Raw genomic sequence first — 19,088 nt, forward strand, 5'->3', positions numbered from 1 at the left:
AATGGCAATCCGATCAGGATTGCTTGCCATGGCTTCCGAGCACAAACCCGGCTATACGCATTTCGGTTACGAACAGGTGCCCGTGCATGAGAAGCGGGCGCGGGTCGCCGGCGTGTTTACGTCGGTGGCGCGACGCTACGACCTGATGAACGACCTGATGTCGCTGGGCATTCATCGCTTGTGGAAGCGCTTCGTCATCGATCTGGCCGGGGTGCGGCCGGGCGAGCGGGTGCTCGACGTCGCCGGCGGCACGGGCGATCTGGTGCGCGAATTCGCGCGCGCCGTGGGTCCGCAGGGTCTGGCCGTACTCTCCGACATCAACGCGATGATGCTCGGCGAAGGCCGCCGGCGTCTGCTCGACCGGGGAATCGTCGGTGTGCCGTTGGTACAGGCCGATGCCGAGAAGCTGCCTTTCGCAGAGGGCAGTTTCGATTGCATCACGATTGGTTTTGGGTTGCGCAACGTCACCGACAAAGACGCCGCACTGCGCTCGATGCGCGCCTGCCTCAAGCCGGGTGGGCGCCTGCTCGTGCTCGAGTTCTCCAAGCCGCTGAATTCGGCGCTGTCCAAGGTTTACGACGAATATTCGTTCAAGGTCCTGCCGCTGATGGGGCGGCTCGTCGCCAACGACGAGGCATCTTACCGTTACCTGGCGGAATCGATCCGCATGCATCCCGATCAGGCGACGCTCAAGCGGATGATGGAAGAGGCGGGTTTGGCGCGCGTGCAGGTGTACAACTTGACCGGCGGCATCGTCGCCGTGCATCGCGGGTTTCGGCTCGAATGACCGCAGACGAGCAGCGTACGCCGAATGCACCCCCGGCGCTGTTGTGCGCGGCGCTGGAGATCGCGCTCAACCGGTATCTCTCGCTCGAGAATACGGCGCTTGCGGCCTGCGCCGAACTTTCCGGCCGGTGCATCGAGCTGCGCACATACGTGCCGGCCTGGTCCTTCTTCATCGAGTTTCATGGCGGTGGCGTGCGTGTCGGCGCAGAGCCGGTGGCGCCGCCCGATGTGCGGGTCAGCGGCGCCTTGAGCAATCTGCTGCGGCTTGCGCTGGCCACGGCGCAGCCCGGCGGCGAAACCGAGATCCCGCGCGGCTTGCAGATCGACGGTGACGTCGAATTGCTCCAGCGCTTCAGCCGCATCCTCGCCGGCGTCGGCTTTGATGCGGAGGAGCTGGCCGCGCGCGTGCTCGGGGATGCCGCAGCGCACCGCGCAGTCGGAGGTTTGCGCGTCCTGCTCGACTGGGGGCGGCGCGGGCTCGATACCTTGGGGCTTGATGTCGCCGAATATCTGCGCGAGGAAACGGGCGATCTGGCGCGCGCAGCCGACGTAGAAGAATGGATGCAGGCGGTCGAGCGTCTGCGCGACGATGTCGCCCGCTTCGAGGCGCGCCTGCGCCGCCTTGAGACGAGGGCCGGCTGATGAGGGCGCTGCTGGATTTTTCGCGCCTGCGCAGGATCTGGCAGATCCGCAGGGTCGTGGCCCGTTATGGCCTGCGCGAGTTTCTCGATCCGCGCCATGCCGGCCGCGATCCGCGGCCGCGCGGCGAGCGGCTGCGACTGGCGCTCGAGGAACTCGGTCCGGTGTTCATCAAGTTTGGCCAGGCTTTGTCGACGCGTCCGGATCTCGTGCCGCCGGACATCGCCGAGGAGCTGGCCAAGCTGCAGGATCGGGTGCCGCCCTTTCCGGGCGAGCAGGCGGCGGCGATCATCGAACGGGAGCTGGGGCGCCCGCTGGGCGAGCTGTTCGCCGAATTCGATCCTGTGCCGCTGGCTTCGGCGTCCGTCGCCCAGGTGCACGCGGCGCGCTTGCGCAACGACGACGGCAGCCCGGGACTCGAGGTCGTGGTCAAGGTGCTGCGTCCGGGTATCGAGACCGTCATCGCCGGCGACATCGAGCTGCTGCGCACGCTCGCCCAGCTCGCGCACCGGTTCTCGCCGACGGCGCGGCGTCTGCGGCCGATGGAAGTCGTCGCCGAGTACGAAAAAGTTTTGCTCGACGAACTGGATTTGATGCGCGAGGGGGCCAACTGCGCGCAACTGCGTCGCAATTGGCTCGGGTCCGAGCTGATCTACCACCCGCTGGTTTACTGGGATTACACGCGGACGCGGGTGCTCGTGATGGAGCGCATCCGCGGCGTCTCGATCCGCGAGCTCGACAAGCTGCGCGCGCTCGGGGTGGATTTCCAGGTGTTGTCGGAACGCGGGGTCGAGATCTTCTTCAAGCAGACCTTCCGCGACAATTTCTTCCACGCCGACATGCACCCGGGCAATATCTTCGTCGATGTCTCCGACCCCAAGAGGCCGAGCTATCTTGCGGTCGATTTCGGCATCGTCGGCCAACTGACACCGTCGGATCAGCGTTATCTCGCCGAGAATTTCTACGCGTTCTTCAATCGCGATTACCGGCGCGTCGCCGAGTTGCACGTCGAGAGCCAGTGGATCCCACCGGGTACGCGCGTCGAGGAATTCGAGGCTGCGATCCGCACCGTCTGCGAGCCGATTTTCCAGCGCCCGCTCAAGGAAATCTCCTTCGGGTTTTTCCTCGTACGCCTGTTCCAGATCGCGCGCCGGTTCAACTACCAGGTGCAGCCGCAGCTCGTGCTGCTGCAAAAAACACTGCTACAGATCGAGGGGCTCGGACGCCAGCTCAATCCCGACCTCGATCTGTGGAAGACGGCCAAGCCGATCATGGAGGAATGGATGCGCCGGCGGCTGGGGCCGGCGGCGACGCTCGAGCGGCTGCGCGCGAATCTGCCGCTGCTGGTGGAATCGCTTCCCGAGCTCACCCACCGCGCACTGCGCCAAATCGCCAGCGGCGATGGTCCGGGCGCTGTGTCGCGGCAGGCGCTGGAGGATTTGCGCGCGGAAGTGCGGCAGTCCAACCGTCGCCAGTTACGGATGATCGCCGCCGCTGCGCTCGCTTTCTGCGCGGCCTTGATTTACGTCTCCGGCAAGGGCTGGGTCGTCGCCGGCGCACCGCTGCCGAGCTGGTTGCTCGGCGCACTGGCGCTGGCGCTGGGCATCAGCGCGTTGCGGCGGCGCTGAGATCCGCGGCTGGCAGGCTGGGGATCGGCAGGGTGAGCGCCGTGCTCATCCGCAGCATCACCGGTTGTACGAGCAGACGCTGCTCGGTGCGACGGATCAACTGGGAAGGCGGGACCAATTCGACCCCCAGTGCGGAGAGGCGCGGGAGCATTTCCGTCAGTACCGCATAGGTTTCGTGGTACGGGTGGGCGATGGCGAGCGCGCCGCCCTGCTGGCGTGCGATCGCGATCAGGCGCTGGAACTGTGCCCGGATCGGTTCGATGCCCCGATCGTGGTCGAGGAACACGCGGCGGCGTGTCGCCGGGATGCCGTAGGCCCGGGCCAGAGGATAGGCGACGCTGTCGGCGGTGGTCATGCTGTCGACAAAGTAGCCGCTGCCCCGGCGCGACAGCTCGCGCATCAACCAGTGCATGGCGCTGCGGTTGGCGGTGGCACGGCTGCCTTGATGGTTGTTGACCCCAACAGCGTGCGGCACGCTGGCGAGCAGGCGGGCCAGTTGCGCGCTGTTGGCGGCATACGGGGGCTGTGCCGACAGGGCCAGCGGGTGCGCGCGGCCGGCGAGCGGCTCCAGCGGCAGATGCACGAGGATTTCCTTGCCGGCGCGGAAAGCCGATTCCGCGAGCCGGCGCGTATGGGGCGATTCGGGCAAGAACGCGCAGGCCACGGGGCCGGGCAGGGCCACGGCGGCGCGGCCTTCATCCCAGTTGTCGCCCAGATCGTCGACGATGATGCTGATCCAGGGGCGCTGCGCCGCCGCGGCTGCTGGCATCAGGCCGCCGAGCAGGATCGCAAGGGCGGCGGCCAGAGGCCACAGGCGCGACATGGTCACGGCGCCCTGGCGATCACCAGGCCCTTGAGCAGATTCAGTGCCTCGTACAGCGCGTAATCGGATTCGGCGAGCGCGCGCGCCTGTTGGGCCTGCCGCTCGGCCGCCTCGCGTTTCTTCGCGAGCTCATCCTTGTGCGCGGGATCGCCATTTTCGTTGGCGAGGCTCTTGGCGAGGTCGGCTTCGGAGACCGGCTCGAAGGCGTTTTCCGAGTCGTTGTCGTCGCGCGCGATCCGCAGCGGCCGGATGATGATGTCGGGTTCGATCCCCTCGGCCTGGATCGAGCGGCCGGAAGGCGTGTAATAGCGCGCGGTCGTGATCTTGATCGCCCCTTCGTTGGACAGCGGCAGGATCGTCTGCACCGAGCCTTTGCCGAAGCTGCGGCTGCCGACGAGCACGCCGCGTTTGTGGTCCTGCAAGGCGCCGGCGACGATTTCCGAGGCCGACGCCGAGCCGGCATTGATCATGACGATGATCGGTTTACCGTCGAGCAGATCACCCGGCGTGGCTTCGAAGTCGCGCCCGTCGCGGCCATCGCGCCCGCGGATCGTGACGATCTTGCCGTGTTCGAGGAAACTGTCGCTGACCTTGACTGCGGCGTCGAGCACGCCGCCTGGATTGTTGCGCAGGTCGAGGATCATGCCTTTGAGCGCACCGCCGGATTCGGATTTCAGCCGGGCCAGTTCTTTGCCCAGCATCGGTGCGGTTTCAGTGGTGAAGCTGGAGATGCGCAGATACGCCATGCCGGGTTCGAGCAGGCGTCCGCGCACGCTCGACACCTTGATCACGTCGCGCTTGAGTTCGATGACCTTGGGCGCCGGTTCGCCTTCACGCACCAGTGTCAGCTTGACCGTGCTGCCCGGTTCGCCGCGCATTTTGTTCACGGCCTCGCTCAGGGTCAGGCCTTTCACCGGGGTGTCGTCGATCTTGACGATGAGGTCACCGGGCTGGATGCCGGCCCTGGCGGCGGGGGTGTCGTCGATCGGTGCGACGACCTTGACGAAGCCGTCCTGCATCTGCACCTCGATGCCCAGCCCTCCGAACTTGCCGGAGGTGGCGATGTTCATTTCCTTGAACTCGTCCTTGTCCAGATAGGCCGAGTGCGGATCGAGACCGGAGAGCATGCCGCGCACGGCGTTCTCCAGCAGCACCTTGTCCTCGACCGGTTCGACGTAGTCGGTCTTCACGCGGTTGAGGATTTCGACGAAAGTCTGCAGATCCTTGACCGGCAGGGATTCCGGCGGCGACTTGGTTTTGTCGGCGAGAACGCCGGAGGTGAGACTGACCGATGCGCCGATGAGGATGCCGGCTGCGAGCGCCAGCGGAACGCGATACGAAAATGACATGGAGAAAGCTGCGGGTCGGAAAAAGCTGATGATGGCACGATAGCAAGTGTAGGACGGCGCGGAAAGCGCCGGGTTCCCGCATCGGCGGTGCAGATCGTCAGCGCGCGAGCCACAGCCGCGGATCGATCGGCTCGGTCCCCTTGCGCAGTTCGAAATAGACCCCCGGCTGATCATGGCCGCCGGTACTGCCGGCGCTGGCGATCACCTGTCCGGCACGCACCTTGTCGCCGATGGCGACGTTGGCGGCCTGTGCATGTCCGTACAGGCTGTAATAACCGCCTTCGTGTTCCAGCAGGACGATCAGGCCATAGCGGTGCATCCAGCCGACATAGACGACGCGGCCGCGCGCGACGGCCTTGATCGCGGTGCCTTCCTGGGTGCCGATCCAATGGCCCTTCCAGGTCAGCTTGCCGCCGGCCTTGGGCTCCCCATAGCGTGCGATCAGGCGGCCACGCACGGGCCACGGCAGCTTGCCGCGCAGGGATGCGAAGGGCTGATCGGAGAAGCCGACATCCGGCGGCAGGTCGGCGAAGCTGTCCTGCAGGCGCTCGATGAGCTGGCGGATCGCGCGTTCATCGGCCTGCAGCCGCTTGAGCTCGCCCTCTTCGTCGGCGAGACGCGCGCGCAACTGCTGCAGGAGTTTGGCGCGCTGGTCGCGCGACACCTTGAGCTGGGCGAGGGCGGCTTCCTGCTGGGCTTTGAGTTCCGTCAGCCGCGCCACTTCCGCCTGCAGACGTTCCGACAATGCCTCGAGCGTATCGACGCGGGCGCGGATTCCTTCGATCGCCGTGCGCTGGGCGCGCTGCAGGTAGTCGTAATAGACCAGTACACGGCCGACTTTGTGCACATCGCTCTGGTTGAGCAGGAGCTGGGTCCGCCCCTGGCGGCCGATCACATAGGCCGCCCGCAGCTGCTGGCGCAGGTTCGCGGTGTGCCGCTCCAGCGCGCGCCGTGCGGCGAGGATCTCGGTTTCGGTGTCGTGGATGCGGCTGCGCTGTGCCGCGGCCTGCTGCTGCAGGGCCTTGAGTTCGCGGCCGGTTGCGGCGATCCGCCGTTCCAGGTCCTGGAGGTCGGCGGCGAGGGCATCGCGCTGGGCCTGATCGGCCTCGATCGATTTCGTCAGCTCGGCGATCCGCGCCTGCACTTGCTCCAGCGCCTCTTGCCTCTGGCGCAGTTCTGTACTCGCAGATAGCGCCGTGCCGGCGGCCAGCCAGCACAACAGGACGGCGAGGAGCCCCAAGCGGTTCATGCGATAATGCTAGCGGTTTTATTCCTGCATCCGCGCACGGCGCGGCGGTTTTTCGTTCATGGCCCAGTTCATCGAGTTTGTCAGCAACCACCCCGTGCTGTTCGCACTGCTCGGCGTGCTGCTGATACTGTTCATCGCCAACGAGATCCATGGCGCGATCGCCGGCGGCAAGCGTCTGTCGGTACCCGAGGCGGTACGCCTGATCAACGACCGCGATCCGATCATCCTCGACGTGCGCCCCCCGGCCGATTTCAAGAAAGGCCACCTGCTGCACGCCTACAACGCGCCGATCACCAAGCTGGACGAGCACATCGGCCAGTTCGGCAAGGACAAGACGCGGCCGATCCTCGTCTACTGCGCGCTCGGCTCCACCGCCGTGACCGCGGCCGAACGGCTGCGCAAGAACGGCTTTGCCGAGGTTTACCCGCTGCGCGGTGGACTCAACGCCTGGCTCGGTGCCAATCTGCCGGTGACGACCCGATGAAAGCGGTGCGAATGTACAGTACGCGCCATTGCCCGTTCTGCGTGATGGCCAAGCGCCTGCTCGCCGCCAAGGGGGTGCAGGTCGAGGAAATCCGGATCGACGAGCAGCCCGAGCAGCGCGACGAGATGATGCGCATCACCGGCCGGCGCACCGTGCCGCAGATTTTCGTCGGCGATGTCCACGTCGGCGGTTGTGACGACTTGTATGCCCTCGACCGCGCCGGCGGGCTCGATCCACTCCTGCGAGACTGAAACGACATGACCGATCCCAAACCGACCAGTGGCGTGCCGCAGCGCCAGGTGCTGCTGCAGAAGATCTACGTCAAGGATGCTTCGCTGGAGGTGCCGCTGGCGCCGCAGATCTTCACGCGGCCGTGGCAGCCCCAGGTGGACGTGCAAATCAACACCGAGGTCAAGAACCTCGACGGCGACAACGTCCAGGTCATGCTGTCGGTGACCGTCACCGCCCGCCTCGGCGACGACGTGGCCTTCCTTGCCGAGGCGCATCAGGCCGGAATCTTTCTGGTGCGCGGATTCCCGGACGCATCCGAGCGCCAGGCGGTGCTCGGCGGATACTGCCCCAGCCTGATCTTCCCGTTCGCGCGCGAAACCATCGCCGATCTCGTGCAGCGCGGCGGTTTTCCGCAGTTATTGCTGCAGCCGATCAATTTCGAGGCCTTGTATCTCGAACATCTGAACCGCTCGCGCGCGCAAGTGCCTCCGGCTGCGGCCGCTGCCGCCCACTGAGGTGATGGCGACGCCTGATCCACACCCGGAGGAGTGCCCGATCGGCGTGATCGGCGCCGGGTCGTTCGGCACGGCGCTGGCGATCCATCTTGCGCGGCGCAATGGTCCGACCCTGTTATGGGGCCGTGACGGCGAGCGGATCGCGGCGATGCAGGCGGCGCGCGAGAACGCGCAATACCTGCCAGGCTGTGCGTTCCCGGCCAAGCTCACCGCGACGGCAGATTTGCCGGCACTGGTGACGGCCTGCGCGGACTTGCTGCTTGCAACGCCCGCGCATGCCTTGCGCGAGACTTTGCGCAGACTCGCGCCGCTGCTGCGCCCCCGACAGGGGATCGTCGTCGCCTGCAAGGGCTTGGAGCCCGGCAGTGGCCGGTTGATCCACGAAGTCTTCGCCGACGAGCTGGCCGGTTCACGCCCGCTCGCCGTGTTGTCGGGGCCGACGTTTGCCAAGGAGTTGGGGCTGGGGTTGCCGACCGCGGTCACGATCGCCTCGACCGACCAGGCTTTTGCCGAGAAGATCGCCAAGCATCTGCATGGCGGCGGCTTCCGCGCCTACTGGACCGACGATCTGGTCGGCGTGCAGATCGGCGGCGCCGCCAAGAACGTCATGGCCATCGGCGTGGGCATCGCCGACGGTCTGGCCCTGGGTGCGAATACGCGCGCTGCGCTGATCACGCGCGGGCTTGCCGAGATCATGCGGCTCGCGGAAGCGCTGGGCGCGCGCGCCGAGACGCTGATGGGGCTGGCCGGCATGGGCGATCTCGTGCTCACCTGCACGGATAACCAGTCGCGCAACCGCCGTCTGGGGCTGCTGCTGGCGCAGGGCAAATCGGTCGAGGAGGCCAGCCGGGAGATCCGCCAGGTCGTCGAAGGCGTGCGTGCCGCGCCGGAGGTGCTGCGGCTCGCGCACAGACACAGCATCGAGATGCCGATCACCGCCGCCGTTGCTGCCGTGCTCGCGGGGCAGATGAGCCCGGTGGAGGCAGTGCGGGCGCTGGCGACACGCCCGGCCAAGGCCGAGACGGGTTAGGCTCTGCTGCCATCGAATCCCATCTGCCGCCACGCCTCATAGACGGCGATGGCCACTGCGTTTGCGAGGTTTAAGCTGCGGCTGGCTGCGCGCATCGGCAGATACAGGCGCTGGGACGCCGGCAATGTCTCCAGCACGGCATCCGGCAGACCCCGCGTCTCTGGTCCGAACAGCAAGACGTCGCCCGCGCAATATGCAACACGGTCATAGCGCAGCACGCCGCGTGTGCTGAAGGCGAGCCAGCGCGCCTGCGGCAGCGCCGCGCGCAGGCGCTCAAGCGAGGCGTGTTCGTGCACCATCGCAAGATCGTGATAATCCAGACCGGCGCGGCGCAGGGCCTTGTCGGTGAGCTGAAAGCCGAGCGGGTGAATCAGGTGCAGTTGTGCGCCGGTGTTGGCGCACAGCCGGATGATGTTGCCGGTGTTCGGCGGGATCTCGGGCTGATAGAGCGCGACGTGAAACATGCTTTTTCAGGATGCCAAGGCCGGGGACGCCGTAGCGGGTGCACGGCCGACCGGAGCGGGGCGCGCCGCAAACCAGATGCAAGCCATTGTAGAAGCGGTCTTTAGTTCATTGACAGCGTTGAGAACGGCTTCTAAGCTCTTGTCGAGCTTGGCAAAACGCGGAGATCTCCATGAAGGCCCTGAATCTGTTCGCTGCCGCGGTCGTTTTTGCGCTGACCGCATCTGTCGCGCGGGCCCAGAGCGATCTCGACAGCATCGACGAATCGCCGTCCGCGGCGGCGATGGCCTTTGACCTCGTCATCGTGCGGCCGCTGAGCATCGTGGCGGCGGTGGCGGGCGTTGGCCTGTTCGTGGTCCAGTTGCCGCTGTCGATCCTCCAGGGCGAACCGCCGGTGGAGCCGGCGCGCCGCTTCGTCGTCGAGCCGGTCAAGTATGCGATCGCCCGCCCGCTCGGCGACATGCAATAAACGCAAGTGAGCACCTGTCGGAGATGGATCCTCGACACGGGGCAGATGCGGCGTTGCGCGGCGCTGGCCCGCCCGCGTGCATGAAAAGCCTGCGCCGGGCCGGCGGCCAAACGCTTTAGCGCAGGCGCTTGCCGTCGGCGTCGAGCACCATCACCTCGCCCCAGCCGAGCTCGCGGATCGGCTGCTCGATGCGGGCGAGATCGCCGACGACGATCCAGGTCAGCGCATCCGGATGGACGAGCCGACGCGCCGCGGCGTTGATCGCTGCGGGCGACAAGCCCTCGACGCGGTCGACGAACGTATTCCAGTAATCGTCGGGCAGCTCGTGCACGAGCACGGTCGTGTACGACTCGGCGATTTCGGCGGCGGTTTCGTTCTCGCCCGGCAATGACCGCACGAGGCTGTTGCGTGCGAAGGCGATTTCATCCGCCGTCAGCGGCCGGCCGTCGCGCACCGTCGCAAGCTCTGTGCGCATCTCGCGCAGCGACTCGACGGTCTTGTCGGTCTGCACGGGCGCATAGGCAATGAATGGGCGCTGCGCCTTGGCTCCGGAGATGACCGTAAACGCTCCATAGGACCAGCGCTTGTCCTCGCGCAGATTCATGTTCAGCCGCGAGACGAAGTTACCACCGAGGGCGGTGTTGACCAGTTGCATCGCCAGGTCGTCCGGGTCGGACTTCGGCGGCGCGAGATGAGCGGCGAGGATCAACGATTGTTCGGCACCGGTGCGATTCACCAGCACGATGCGCGGCTGGCGCGGCAGTGCGACCTCGGCGAGATTCTTTTGGGGCAATGGCACATCCGGTGCCTTCCAGGCGCCGAGCCGGCGTTCGAGCAACGGCCGGATTTCTTCAAGCGTGGTGTCGCCGACGATGAGCAGAGTGGCATTGTCGGGGCGCAGCCAGCGCTGGTAGAACGCGCGCAGGTCGTCGACGGTGATGGCGGCGACGCTGTCCTCGGTGCCGGTACCGCTGCGCGGGTTGGCGTAGGCGTGACCCGCACCGTAGATCAGCTGCGGATACAGCCGCGAGGCGATGCCGTAAGGCTGGGCTTTTTCCTGCTGGATCGCGGCGAGCTGCTGTTGGCGCAGACGCTCGAGCTCCCGCGCATCGAAGCGCGGACGCAGCAGCACGTCGGCGAACAGGTCGAGGCTGGGTTCGAGTCTGGCCTTAAGGGCATTGAGCCGCACAAAGGATGTATCGAGCGTGGAGCCGGCGGAGATCAAGGCGCCGAGTTCCTCGCTGCGCGCGGCCAGTGCCAGCGCGTCGTAGCGGCCTGCGCCTTCGTCGAGCATGTCCAGCGTCAGCCGGGCAGTGCCGGCCTTGATGCCTGCATCGGCGGCATAGCCGGCATCGGCGATCAGGCTCAGTTGCACGATGGGTGCCGCGTGGCGCTCGACGAGCACGAGCTTAAGGCCATTGGACAGGGTTGCGCGCTGCAGCGGTGGCAGCGATAGCGATGGTGGCTCGCCGAGCGGCGGCAGCCGGCTGCGATCGGCGCCCGTCGATGCGACCGTGTATTCCGGGAATGGCTCGACCTGGAGCACGAAAACACCGTCGGACAGCCAGCGCCGGGCGACATCACGCACCTGCTGCGGCGTGGCCTCGCGCACCTCGCGCAGCTCCTCGGTATAGCGATCCGGCGTGCCGCAATACACCTGGTATTGCGCGAGGATGGCCGATTTGCCGCCGAAGCCGTCGATGCGTTCGAGCCCGCGCAGGGCGCTTGCAAACACCTTGGTGCGCACGCGCGCGAGTTCGGCCGCGGTTGGACCTTCGCGCAGGAAGCGCTGGAGTTCCTCGTCGATCGCGCGTTCGACCGCGGCAATGTCGCCGCCGGGCTTGACCATCGCATCGATCATGAACTGCGAGCCGATCTCGAAAGGTCCGACACCGACGTCGACGTCGGTCGCGAGCTGGTCGCGGTACACCAGGCGCTCATAGAGCCGGCTGTTCTTGCCGCTGCCGAGCACGGCGGCGGCGATGCCGAGCATATTGGCGTCCGTTTCGCAGAACCCGGGGACGTTCCAGACCTTGAAGAGCCGCGCCTGGGGTACACGGTCTTGCAGCGTCGCCCGTTTTTCGCCGCTCATCTTCGCGATCCAGCGGCCATGGCGTTTGCGCACCGGCCCGGGCGGAATGTCGCCGAAGTAGTGCTCGACCTTGGCCTTCACTGCGGCGGGATTGACGTCGCCGGCAATCACCAGCACGGCATTGGCTGCGCCGTAGTGCTCGCGGAACCATTCCTTGACGTCATCGAGCGTCGCGGCCTTCAGATCTTCGTAGGAACCGATCGTGGTCCACGAGTACGGATGCCCGGCCGGATAGGTCGCCGCCGCGATCACTTCGTCGACCTTGCCATAGGGCTCGTTCTCGCCCTGACGTTTTTCGTTGAGCACGACTTCACGCTGCTCGTCGAGCTTGTTCTGGTCGATCGCGCCGAGCAGATGTCCCATGCGGTCCGATTCCAGCCACAGCGTCAGATCGAGCGCGCTGGTCGGTACGTTCTGGAAATAATTGGTGCGGTCGTACCAGGTGGTACCGTTCATCTTGGTCGCGCCGGCCGGTTCGAGCGGGCGGAAAAACTCGTCGTTGTGGTGTTCTGAACCGTTGAACATCAGATGTTCGAACAGGTGCGCAAATCCAGTGCGACCCGGGCGCTCGTCCTTGCTGCCGACGTGATACCAGACGTTGACGGCGACGATCGGCGCCTTGTGATCCTCATGGATCAGCAGCGTCAATCCATTGGGCAGCACATGGCGTTCGTAGGGGATGCGCACGTCTGGGAATTCGGATGCAGAGGGCTTGCCGTGTGCCGGCACAAGCGCCAGCACTCCCAGCAGTGCCGCAGTGACGGCCGCGATGACGTTCTTCATGATGTCCCCACAGTGGGTCGGTTTTCGAGAATATACGGACGATGGCAAAGACGCCGCACGCAGGCAAAGGTTCCGCTGGCATCGACGCCGACGGCTGGCTCGTCGGGGTACGCCGTGTCCTGTCGCCGAACTGCGACGAGCGGCCTGATCCGCAGGATATCAGCCTGCTCGTGATCCACGGCATTTCGCTGCCGCCCGGCGAATTCGGCGGGCCGTGGATCGATGCGCTGTTCACGAACACGCTGGATGCGGGCGCGCACCCGTATTTCGCGGCGATCGCGCAGCTGCGGGTCTCGGCGCATCTGTGCATTCGCCGCGATGGCGGCCTTACCCAGTATGTGCCGTTTCTCCGGCGCGCCTGGCATGCCGGCGTGTCGTGTTTCGAGGGCCGATCACGCTGCAATGATTTTTCCATCGGCATCGAATTGGAGGGCACGGATACACGGCCTTATACCGCCCGCCAATACGCGCGCCTGGCGGCGGTGACGCGCCGTCTGCTCGCAGCCTATCCGCGCATCACGCCGGCGCGGATCGTCGGGCACAGCGACATCGCCCCCGGCCGCAAGACCGATCCGGGCCCGGCTTTCGACTGGACGCGTTATCGACGTGCGTTAGCATCTGTGTCATGACCCTGATCGGGATTCTTCTTGCCCTCGGCCTGGAGCGCATGCTCGGCCACCTGCACGGCTTTCGGCAGCCGCTGCTGTTTCTGACGGCGATGCGCAGGCTGCAGGCCGTGCTGCCGGCGGGGCTGTGGCGGTCCCCGCTGCTGCCGCTCGGTGTCGTGGCGCTGCCGACGGTTGCCGTCGGATGGGCGTTCGGCCAGATCGAAGGGCCGATCGTGGATTTGATTCTGTCGGCGGGTGTTCTGCTGCTGTGCCTCGGTCCGCGCGATCTCGCCGCAGACGTGCACGATTGGCTGCGCGCGCGTGCCGACGGCGATGTCGTGCGTGCTGCGCAAATCGCCCGTGCCCTGCAACGCGGACCTGAGCCGGACGAGACCCACCGCTCCCTCACCGGTGCGTTGTTCATCCAGTCGCACGAAAAGCTATTCGGCGTGTTGCTGTGGTTTTTCGTCTTCGGTCCGGCGGGTGCAGTGGCTTATCGGCTGGCGAGCCGTCTGCCGCGGTATCTCGCCGAAACGGTGCCGGAGAGCTCCGCACTGGCCGTGGCCGATGCGTTGCACGCGGGGCTGGCCTGGCTGCCGGCCCGGATCACCGCCCTGCTGTATGGGCTGGCCGGCAGCCTCGACGATGCACTCTTGGCCTGGCGGCGTCTGCTGCGCGACCCCGCGCACGGCTGGCGCGCGCAGACCTGGGCCGTGCTCGCCGAGGTAGCGACCGCGGCGCTCGGGGTCGAGGAGTCCGACGGTGGGGTCGTCGTGCCCGCCTCGCTGGACGCGCTGCTCGACGAGGTTCTCAACATGCAGCGGCGCGCGTTGCTGATTCTGCTCGCCGCGTTTGCACTGTTCGCGACCGGGACGCTGCTCTGATGCGGCATGGCGCGTGGTGGGCGGCGGTGCTCGCTCTGGTCTGCGGTGGCGCCGTCGCCGCCGAGCGGATCGTTACCCTGGCCCCGCATCTCGCCGAGCTGGTGTGCGCGGTGGAGCGCTGCGCGCAGTTGGTCGGCGTCGCCGCCTATACCGACGCGCCGCCGCAGGCCGCGGCGCAGGTGCGCATCGGCGATGCCTTCAACGTCAACCTCGAGGCAGTCGTTGCCTTGCGGCCGGATCTCGTGCTCGCCTGGGATGGCGGCACGCCGCAGCCGACCGTGGAGCGCTTGCGCCGGCTGGGTTTGCGCACCGAGGCGATCGCGGTGCGCCGGCTCGACGACGTCGCGGTGGCATTGGAGCGGGTCGGCGTTCTCGCCGGCGCCGCGGACGCCGGGGTTGCCGCGGCCACGCGTTACCGGCAGCGCTTGCAGGCCTTGCGCCGCCAGTACGCGGGCCGCGCGCGTTTGCGGGTGTTCTACCAGATCGAGACCGATCCAGCCTACAGCATCAACCGCCACAGCCCGATCCATGAGGCGCTCGAGCTGTGCGGTGGCGACAATGTTTTCGCCGACTTGCCGGCGCTGGCGGCGCCGGTGAGCCGAGAGGCCGTGCTGGCGGCACGGCCGCAAGTCGTCGTGCATGCGCAGCAGGAAGACCCTGCGCAGATCGGCCGCTATTGGGCGCGCCTGCCGGGGCTGGCGCCGGCCGACCCGGCGCACCGGGTCGTCGTCGATGCCAATGCGCTGACGCGGCAGTCCCCGCGCGTGCTCGACGGGGTGCAGGCGCTGTGCGAGGGCCTGGACCGGGTGCGCCTCAGCGTCGCCAGGTGACTTCTTGTCCGTGCAGACGCGCGAGCTGGCGCGCGATCACGAACAGCAGGTCGGAGAGGCGGTTGAGATAGCGCAGCGACTGCGGATTCACCGGCGCGATCTCGTTGACACGCCAGAGGCTGCGCTCGGCGCGGCGCGCCACGGCGCGCGCGAAATGGGCATGGGCTGCGCCGCCGCCCCCGCCCGGCAGCACGAATTCCTTGAGCGGTGGCAGGTCGGCGTTGAAATCCGCAAGCCACTGGTCGAGCTGGAGGACCTGGGCCTCGCCGAGGACCGGGTGTTGCGGCAACGCCAGTTCGCCGCCAATGTCGAACAACCGATGCTGCACTTCGGCGAGCGGCTCGGCAAAGCGCGGCGGCGGGTGTGTGGCGAGCACGACGCCGATCGCACTGTTGAGTTCGTCGAGATCGCCCATCGCCGCGAAGCGCAGGTCGGTCTTGGGCAGGCGCTCGCCGGTGGCGAGCCCGGAGGTGCCGGTGTCGCCGGTTCGCGTCGCGATCTTGCTGAGTCGGTGTCCCATGCCGGTTTTGCGAAAGTGGCGGCCCGGTTTCGCAACCGGACCGCCGGGCGATCGGATCGATCAATACGTGAATTGCAGCATCAAGTAGCCGGCGGCGCCGTCCTGCCGATAACCGTAGACGGTCTGGTACTGCTTGTCGAGCAGATTGTCCAGCCGGGCGCGCAGTTGCCACTGCGGCGATAGCCGCAGCTTGGCGTGGGCGCCGACCAGGGCATAGCCGCCGACCGTCACCGTCGAAGCCGGGAACGTCGAGAAATCGGTGTCCGGACGGCTGCTGCTGGCGCCGACGTCGATGCCGGCGCTGTGCGCGCCGAACTGCCGCGCCAGCTTCAGACCGGCGGTGCGCCGCGCCCGGCGCTGCAGGGCTTGTCCGGTGTCGCGGTTCACCGGGTCTTGCCACAGGCCGGTGAGCGTGAGCGACCACGGCTCAAGCTCCAGCCGGTAGCTCAGGTCGACGCCCTCGTTGCGGTACGACGGAACGTTGCGGTTCTGCCCGCCGATGAAGGCGATCAGATCGTCGGTATCGGTGCGGAACAGGCGCACATCGACGAGCTGGTATGCGCCGAGGCGCTGGCGCAGACCCAGCTCGACATTGCGCGAGGATTCGGGCTTGAGATCCGGATTGCCGCCAAAGCCGGTGAATCGCTCGAAGACATTCGGAGCGCGAAAGCCGGTGCCGGCGGCAGCGAGCAGTTCGCCGCCGCGCCAGAGGTCGAGGCCATACTCGGCGGTCCAGGTCGTCTTCGAGCCGAAGTTGTCGTGGTCATCCCAGGCTGCGGCGAGCAGCAGCCGCTGGCGCGTGAGCGCGAGCTGATACTGCAGGCGCAGGGCATAGAGCTCGCGGTTTTCCTCGATCGGTGTGCCGAAGATCAGCACCGAGGCATCCTCCTCGGCAGCGCTGGCACGCAGGCCCAGCGTGCCGGCCGGAAGTTCGATCTGGTTGTCGAGCTCGATCTGCGGCCGCATCGTGCGGATGTAGTCGTCGGACTGGTTTTGCTGCAGATCGTCCTTGAGTCGGCTGATGGTCGTGCGCAGGCGCCAGGATGGCAGCGGATGCGTATCGAGCTCGACGGCAAGCATCTGCTGCTTGAAATCCTGGTCCAGCGGGTTGTTGCCGAAGGGGCCGCAGAAATCGACGTATTCGGTATTGCCGCGATTGTCGTAAGCACGCAGCGAGAAGAGGGTTTCGCCGCGCGTGAGGCTGCCGTTGAAGTTCACGCTGGTGCGGTCGAAACCCCGTGGCATCCCGCCGTCGCTGCACACCGGAATGCCGTCGGAGCGAATCTGGCCGATGCCAAGGGCGAATCGCTTGTCGGTATCGGCATAGCGCAGATCGGCCACACCCTCGCGGGTGGCATGTGTGCCCGCGCGCAGGCGCAGGTCGGCACTGCTGGATGTGCCCTGGCGGGTGACGATGTTGATCACGCCCGCAACCGCGTCGCTGCCGTACAGGGTCGAACGCGGTCCCTTGATGATCTCGATGCGTTCGATCATCGCCGGCGAGAGACGTTCCAGTGCCGGCGCGCCGGTGGCCGGATTGGCGCGCACGCCGTCGATGAGAATCAGCGTGTGGTCGGTTTCGCCGCCCCGGATGCGAACGAAGGCCAGCTGGCCCGGGCCGCCGGAGCGTTCGATCTCGAGTCCGGCGTAGAACTGCAGCAGGTCGGCGATGTCGAAAGCCTGCGCGCGCTCGATGTCCTCGCGCGTGATCACCAGCATGTTGGTGCTCAGCGCCGACAGCCGGGTTTCTGCGCCGGTGGCGGTGACGACGATGGGGTCGAGTGGGGTCGGATCCTGCGCCCATGCGAATGCGGGCGCCGCCGCGAGAGCGGCGAGTGCAAAGCGTTTCATTGACGTGCTCCACTGCCGCATCCCCGCGGCAGAACAGTCACAGCGAATCCGGCTTTAGCGCCGGGCCTCGCAGGCCGGTCTCCGGACTTCTGGCGTGTTGACGCCCGACCGTCTTCCCAGCGAATGGCCAGTGACAGGGGGCTTGGTATGCCAGTTACCGTTGCGGGGGCAGTGTCCGCCTCTCACGGACTTCCCGTTTCACCGCGCCGGAGGATCCCGGCAGCGGCACCTGCGTGGCATGCATTGTAGCGGCTATCATGCCCGCCCCGCCTCGTCCGTTTGTTGGAATGCCCATGGCCAGCGCCGAACTCGAAGCCGCCCTGCATGCCGCCCGCGCCGCCAGCGACATCATCCGCAAAGCGTTTCGCGGCAATTTCGACGTGCGCTACAAAGCCGACGCCAGCCCGGTCACCGAGGTCGATATTGCCGCCGAGCGCGCGATCAAGGCCGAGCTCAAGGCGCGTTTTCCGGCGCATGGCTTCTACGGTGAGGAAACCGGGCCCGATCAGGCCGGTGCGGAATTCCTATGGCTGGTTGATCCGATCGACGGTACCAAGGCGTTTGTCCGCGGATACCCCCTTTTCTCGGTGCAGATCGCGCTGATGCGCCGCGGCGAGCTCGTGCTCGGCGTCTCCTGTGCGCCGTGCTGGAACGAAGGGTTGGGAGAACTGGTCTGGGCCGAGCATGGCCAAGGTGCCTGGCGTGGCTTGCTCGATACGCCGCTCGCGCAGTTTGAACGTCTGCGCGTCTCGACGGTGGACACGCTGGCCAAGGCGACACTGTCAACCGGCAATCTGGCGACGCTGGCGCGCTCGCCGCGCTGGGCGGAGCTGGGCCGGCTGATTCCGCAGTTGCACCGCATCCGCGGCTACGGGGACTTTCTGCATTACCACTATCTGGCGGCCGGCAAGATCGATGCCGTGGTCGAATCCGACGTTAACATCCTCGACATCGCCGCGCTCGCGGTGATCGTGCACGAGGCCGGCGGTCGCTTTACCGACCTCAATGGCGCGCCGCTGTCGCTGGCGACGCGCACGGTGTTGGCCACGAACGGCCATTTGCACGATGCGTTCTCGACGCTTGCGCTGTGAGGGCACCGCGCAGGGCGGGTAGGGTCTTCAGCGCAGGCTGATCACCGGCCAGCCGCGCGCCCGGGCGAGCGCGGCGAGTACCGGGTCGGGATCCACGGCCACCGGCCGGTCCGCGAGTTCGAGCAGCGGGATGTCGTTGTGCGAATCGCTGTAGCAGCTCATGTGAGTGCATGCCGGGCGGTCTGCCAGCCATTGGCGCAGGCGCAGCACCTTGCCGCTCTGGAAATTCGGGATGCCGGCGATACGCCCGGTATAGCGGCCATCGACGATCTCCGGCTCGGTGGCGAGCAGATGCTCGACGCCCAGCAGTTCAGCGATCGGTTCGACGACGAAGCGGTGCGTGGCCGTGGTGATGAGCAGGCAGTCGCCGTCGCGGCGGTGGCGCTCGAGCAGCGCGCGCGCTCCGGGCGCGACGATCGGGGCGATGCGCTCGGCGACGAAGCGCGCGCGCAGGGCCCGTAGCATGTCCAGATCGCCATCGACCAGCGCTTGCAGCGCGAACGCCGCATAGGCGTGGATGTCGAGCGTGCCGGCCTGGTACTCGCGGTAGAAGCGCTCGTTCTCGCGCGCGTAAGTGTCGCCATCGACGAGGCCGTGCTCGACCAGGTAGCGGCCCCAGAGATAGTCGCTGTCACCGGCGAGCAGGGTGTTGTCGAGGTCGAAGACGGCAAGACGCATGGCGGCGGGGGTGTCGGGGCGGCGCAGGATAGCAGCTTGCCGCGCGCGTTGCCGGGTTTTTACAGGCTATGGAAAAATGGCTGCAA

Annotated in this window: 20 protein-coding genes and 1 riboswitch; of the genes, 12 read left to right on the forward strand and 8 right to left on the reverse strand. The window is 66.8% G+C overall.

Annotated elements, in window-relative coordinates; all coding sequences use genetic code 11:
• The first annotated feature begins 28 nt into the window (after positions 1-28).
• From ubiE to ubiB, 3 genes are read left to right on the forward strand one after another with little or no spacing between them, the layout of a single operon-like run.
• A complete protein-coding gene (gene ubiE / locus BMZ48_RS07695; RefSeq protein WP_091533520.1) occupies positions 29-787 on the forward strand; it encodes a bifunctional demethylmenaquinone methyltransferase/2-methoxy-6-polyprenyl-1,4-benzoquinol methylase UbiE in 759 nt (252 codons plus the stop codon).
• The gene (locus BMZ48_RS07700) at positions 784-1,428 is read left to right on the forward strand and encodes a ubiquinone biosynthesis accessory factor UbiJ (RefSeq protein WP_091533521.1); all 645 of its coding nucleotides are present in this window, start codon (positions 784-786) and stop codon (positions 1,426-1,428) included. The genes ubiE and BMZ48_RS07700 overlap by 4 nt, the downstream gene beginning before the upstream one ends.
• Complete coding sequence (ubiB, locus tag BMZ48_RS07705) at positions 1,428-3,053, forward strand: ubiquinone biosynthesis regulatory protein kinase UbiB (RefSeq protein WP_234981565.1); 1,626 nt, start codon at positions 1,428-1,430, stop codon at positions 3,051-3,053. The genes BMZ48_RS07700 and ubiB overlap by 1 nt, the downstream gene beginning before the upstream one ends.
• On the opposite strand, the gene BMZ48_RS07710 is transcribed toward ubiB, so the two are convergent.
• From BMZ48_RS07710 to BMZ48_RS07720, 3 genes are all read right to left on the reverse strand, one after another.
• Positions 3,031-3,876: a divergent polysaccharide deacetylase family protein gene (locus BMZ48_RS07710; RefSeq protein ID WP_091533522.1), complete on the reverse strand. Its 846-nt coding sequence runs from the start codon at positions 3,874-3,876 to the stop codon at positions 3,031-3,033. The two genes, ubiB and BMZ48_RS07710, sit on opposite strands and share 23 nt — an antisense overlap.
• Before the next feature lie 2 nt (positions 3,877-3,878).
• Complete coding sequence (locus BMZ48_RS07715; protein ID WP_091533523.1) at positions 3,879-5,225, reverse strand: S41 family peptidase; 1,347 nt, start codon at positions 5,223-5,225, stop codon at positions 3,879-3,881.
• 97 nt (positions 5,226-5,322) lie between these two features.
• Positions 5,323-6,474 (reverse strand): murein hydrolase activator EnvC family protein, encoded by a 1,152-nt coding sequence (locus BMZ48_RS07720; RefSeq protein WP_091533524.1) that lies wholly within the window; start codon positions 6,472-6,474, stop codon positions 5,323-5,325.
• Positions 6,475-6,532: 58 nt separating this feature from the next.
• Here BMZ48_RS07720 and BMZ48_RS07725 point away from each other — a divergent pair, with 58 nt between their 5' ends.
• From BMZ48_RS07725 to BMZ48_RS07740, 4 genes are read left to right on the forward strand one after another with little or no spacing between them, the layout of a single operon-like run.
• Positions 6,533-6,958: a rhodanese-like domain-containing protein gene (locus BMZ48_RS07725; protein ID WP_091533525.1), complete on the forward strand. Its 426-nt coding sequence runs from the start codon at positions 6,533-6,535 to the stop codon at positions 6,956-6,958.
• Positions 6,955-7,209 carry a glutaredoxin 3 gene (gene grxC / locus BMZ48_RS07730; protein ID WP_091533526.1) on the forward strand — a complete coding sequence of 85 codons (255 nt, stop codon included), beginning with the start codon at positions 6,955-6,957 and terminating at the stop codon, positions 7,207-7,209. The genes BMZ48_RS07725 and grxC overlap by 4 nt, the downstream gene beginning before the upstream one ends.
• Before the next feature lie 6 nt (positions 7,210-7,215).
• Entirely contained in the window at positions 7,216-7,704 is a 489-nt protein-coding gene (secB, locus tag BMZ48_RS07735) for a protein-export chaperone SecB (RefSeq protein WP_091533527.1), read from the forward strand.
• Between the two features lie 4 nt (positions 7,705-7,708).
• The gene (locus tag BMZ48_RS07740) at positions 7,709-8,734 is read left to right on the forward strand and encodes an NAD(P)H-dependent glycerol-3-phosphate dehydrogenase (protein WP_091533528.1); all 1,026 of its coding nucleotides are present in this window, start codon (positions 7,709-7,711) and stop codon (positions 8,732-8,734) included.
• On the opposite strand, the gene BMZ48_RS07745 is transcribed toward BMZ48_RS07740, so the two are convergent.
• Positions 8,731-9,198, reverse strand: coding sequence for a tRNA (cytidine(34)-2'-O)-methyltransferase (locus tag BMZ48_RS07745; protein WP_091533529.1), 468 nt, complete (start codon positions 9,196-9,198; stop codon positions 8,731-8,733). The two genes, BMZ48_RS07740 and BMZ48_RS07745, sit on opposite strands and share 4 nt — an antisense overlap.
• Positions 9,199-9,368: 170 nt before the next feature.
• Here BMZ48_RS07745 and BMZ48_RS07750 point away from each other — a divergent pair, with 170 nt between their 5' ends.
• Positions 9,369-9,665 (forward strand): hypothetical protein, encoded by a 297-nt coding sequence (locus BMZ48_RS07750; RefSeq protein WP_091533530.1) that lies wholly within the window; start codon positions 9,369-9,371, stop codon positions 9,663-9,665.
• Between the two features lie 115 nt (positions 9,666-9,780).
• Here BMZ48_RS07750 and BMZ48_RS07755 read toward each other — a convergent pair whose 3' ends face one another.
• Complete coding sequence (locus BMZ48_RS07755) at positions 9,781-12,540, reverse strand: M16 family metallopeptidase (protein WP_091533531.1); 2,760 nt, start codon at positions 12,538-12,540, stop codon at positions 9,781-9,783.
• Between the two features lie 41 nt (positions 12,541-12,581).
• Between BMZ48_RS07755 and ampD the strand changes: the two genes are divergently transcribed.
• Genes ampD through BMZ48_RS07770 form a run of 3 tightly spaced genes read left to right on the forward strand, consistent with a single transcriptional unit; the run spans position 12,582 to position 14,862 of the window.
• Positions 12,582-13,169: a 1,6-anhydro-N-acetylmuramyl-L-alanine amidase AmpD gene (gene ampD, locus BMZ48_RS07760; protein WP_200769564.1), complete on the forward strand. Its 588-nt coding sequence runs from the start codon at positions 12,582-12,584 to the stop codon at positions 13,167-13,169.
• Complete coding sequence (gene ampE / locus BMZ48_RS07765) at positions 13,166-14,032, forward strand: regulatory signaling modulator protein AmpE (RefSeq protein WP_091533532.1); 867 nt, start codon at positions 13,166-13,168, stop codon at positions 14,030-14,032. The genes ampD and ampE overlap by 4 nt, the downstream gene beginning before the upstream one ends.
• Positions 14,032-14,862: a helical backbone metal receptor gene (locus BMZ48_RS07770; protein WP_091533533.1), complete on the forward strand. Its 831-nt coding sequence runs from the start codon at positions 14,032-14,034 to the stop codon at positions 14,860-14,862. Before ampE ends, BMZ48_RS07770 begins: the two co-directional genes overlap by 1 nt.
• Here the strand turns inward: BMZ48_RS07770 and BMZ48_RS07775 are convergent.
• A complete protein-coding gene (locus BMZ48_RS07775) occupies positions 14,846-15,382 on the reverse strand; it encodes a cob(I)yrinic acid a,c-diamide adenosyltransferase (protein ID WP_091533534.1) in 537 nt (178 codons plus the stop codon). The two genes, BMZ48_RS07770 and BMZ48_RS07775, sit on opposite strands and share 17 nt — an antisense overlap.
• A gap of 60 nt (positions 15,383-15,442) precedes the next feature.
• Positions 15,443-17,233, reverse strand: coding sequence for a TonB-dependent receptor domain-containing protein (locus BMZ48_RS07780; RefSeq protein ID WP_159431124.1), 1,791 nt, complete (start codon positions 17,231-17,233; stop codon positions 15,443-15,445).
• Positions 17,234-17,288: 55 nt separating this feature from the next.
• Positions 17,289-17,481: riboswitch (cobalamin riboswitch) on the reverse strand.
• Between the two features lie 45 nt (positions 17,482-17,526).
• Here BMZ48_RS07780 and BMZ48_RS07785 point away from each other — a divergent pair.
• The gene (locus BMZ48_RS07785) at positions 17,527-18,324 is read left to right on the forward strand and encodes an inositol monophosphatase family protein (protein ID WP_091533536.1); all 798 of its coding nucleotides are present in this window, start codon (positions 17,527-17,529) and stop codon (positions 18,322-18,324) included.
• 27 nt (positions 18,325-18,351) lie between these two features.
• On the opposite strand, the gene BMZ48_RS07790 is transcribed toward BMZ48_RS07785, so the two are convergent.
• On the reverse strand, positions 18,352-19,002 hold the full coding sequence (locus tag BMZ48_RS07790; RefSeq protein WP_091533537.1) for a histidinol-phosphatase: 651 nt from the start codon (positions 19,000-19,002) through the stop codon (positions 18,352-18,354).
• Positions 19,003-19,088 lie beyond the last annotated feature (86 nt).

Origin of the sequence: Fontimonas thermophila, from assembly GCF_900113085.1 — a bacterium.
Classification (GTDB): Bacteria; Pseudomonadota; Gammaproteobacteria; order Nevskiales; family Nevskiaceae; genus Solimonas; species Solimonas thermophila.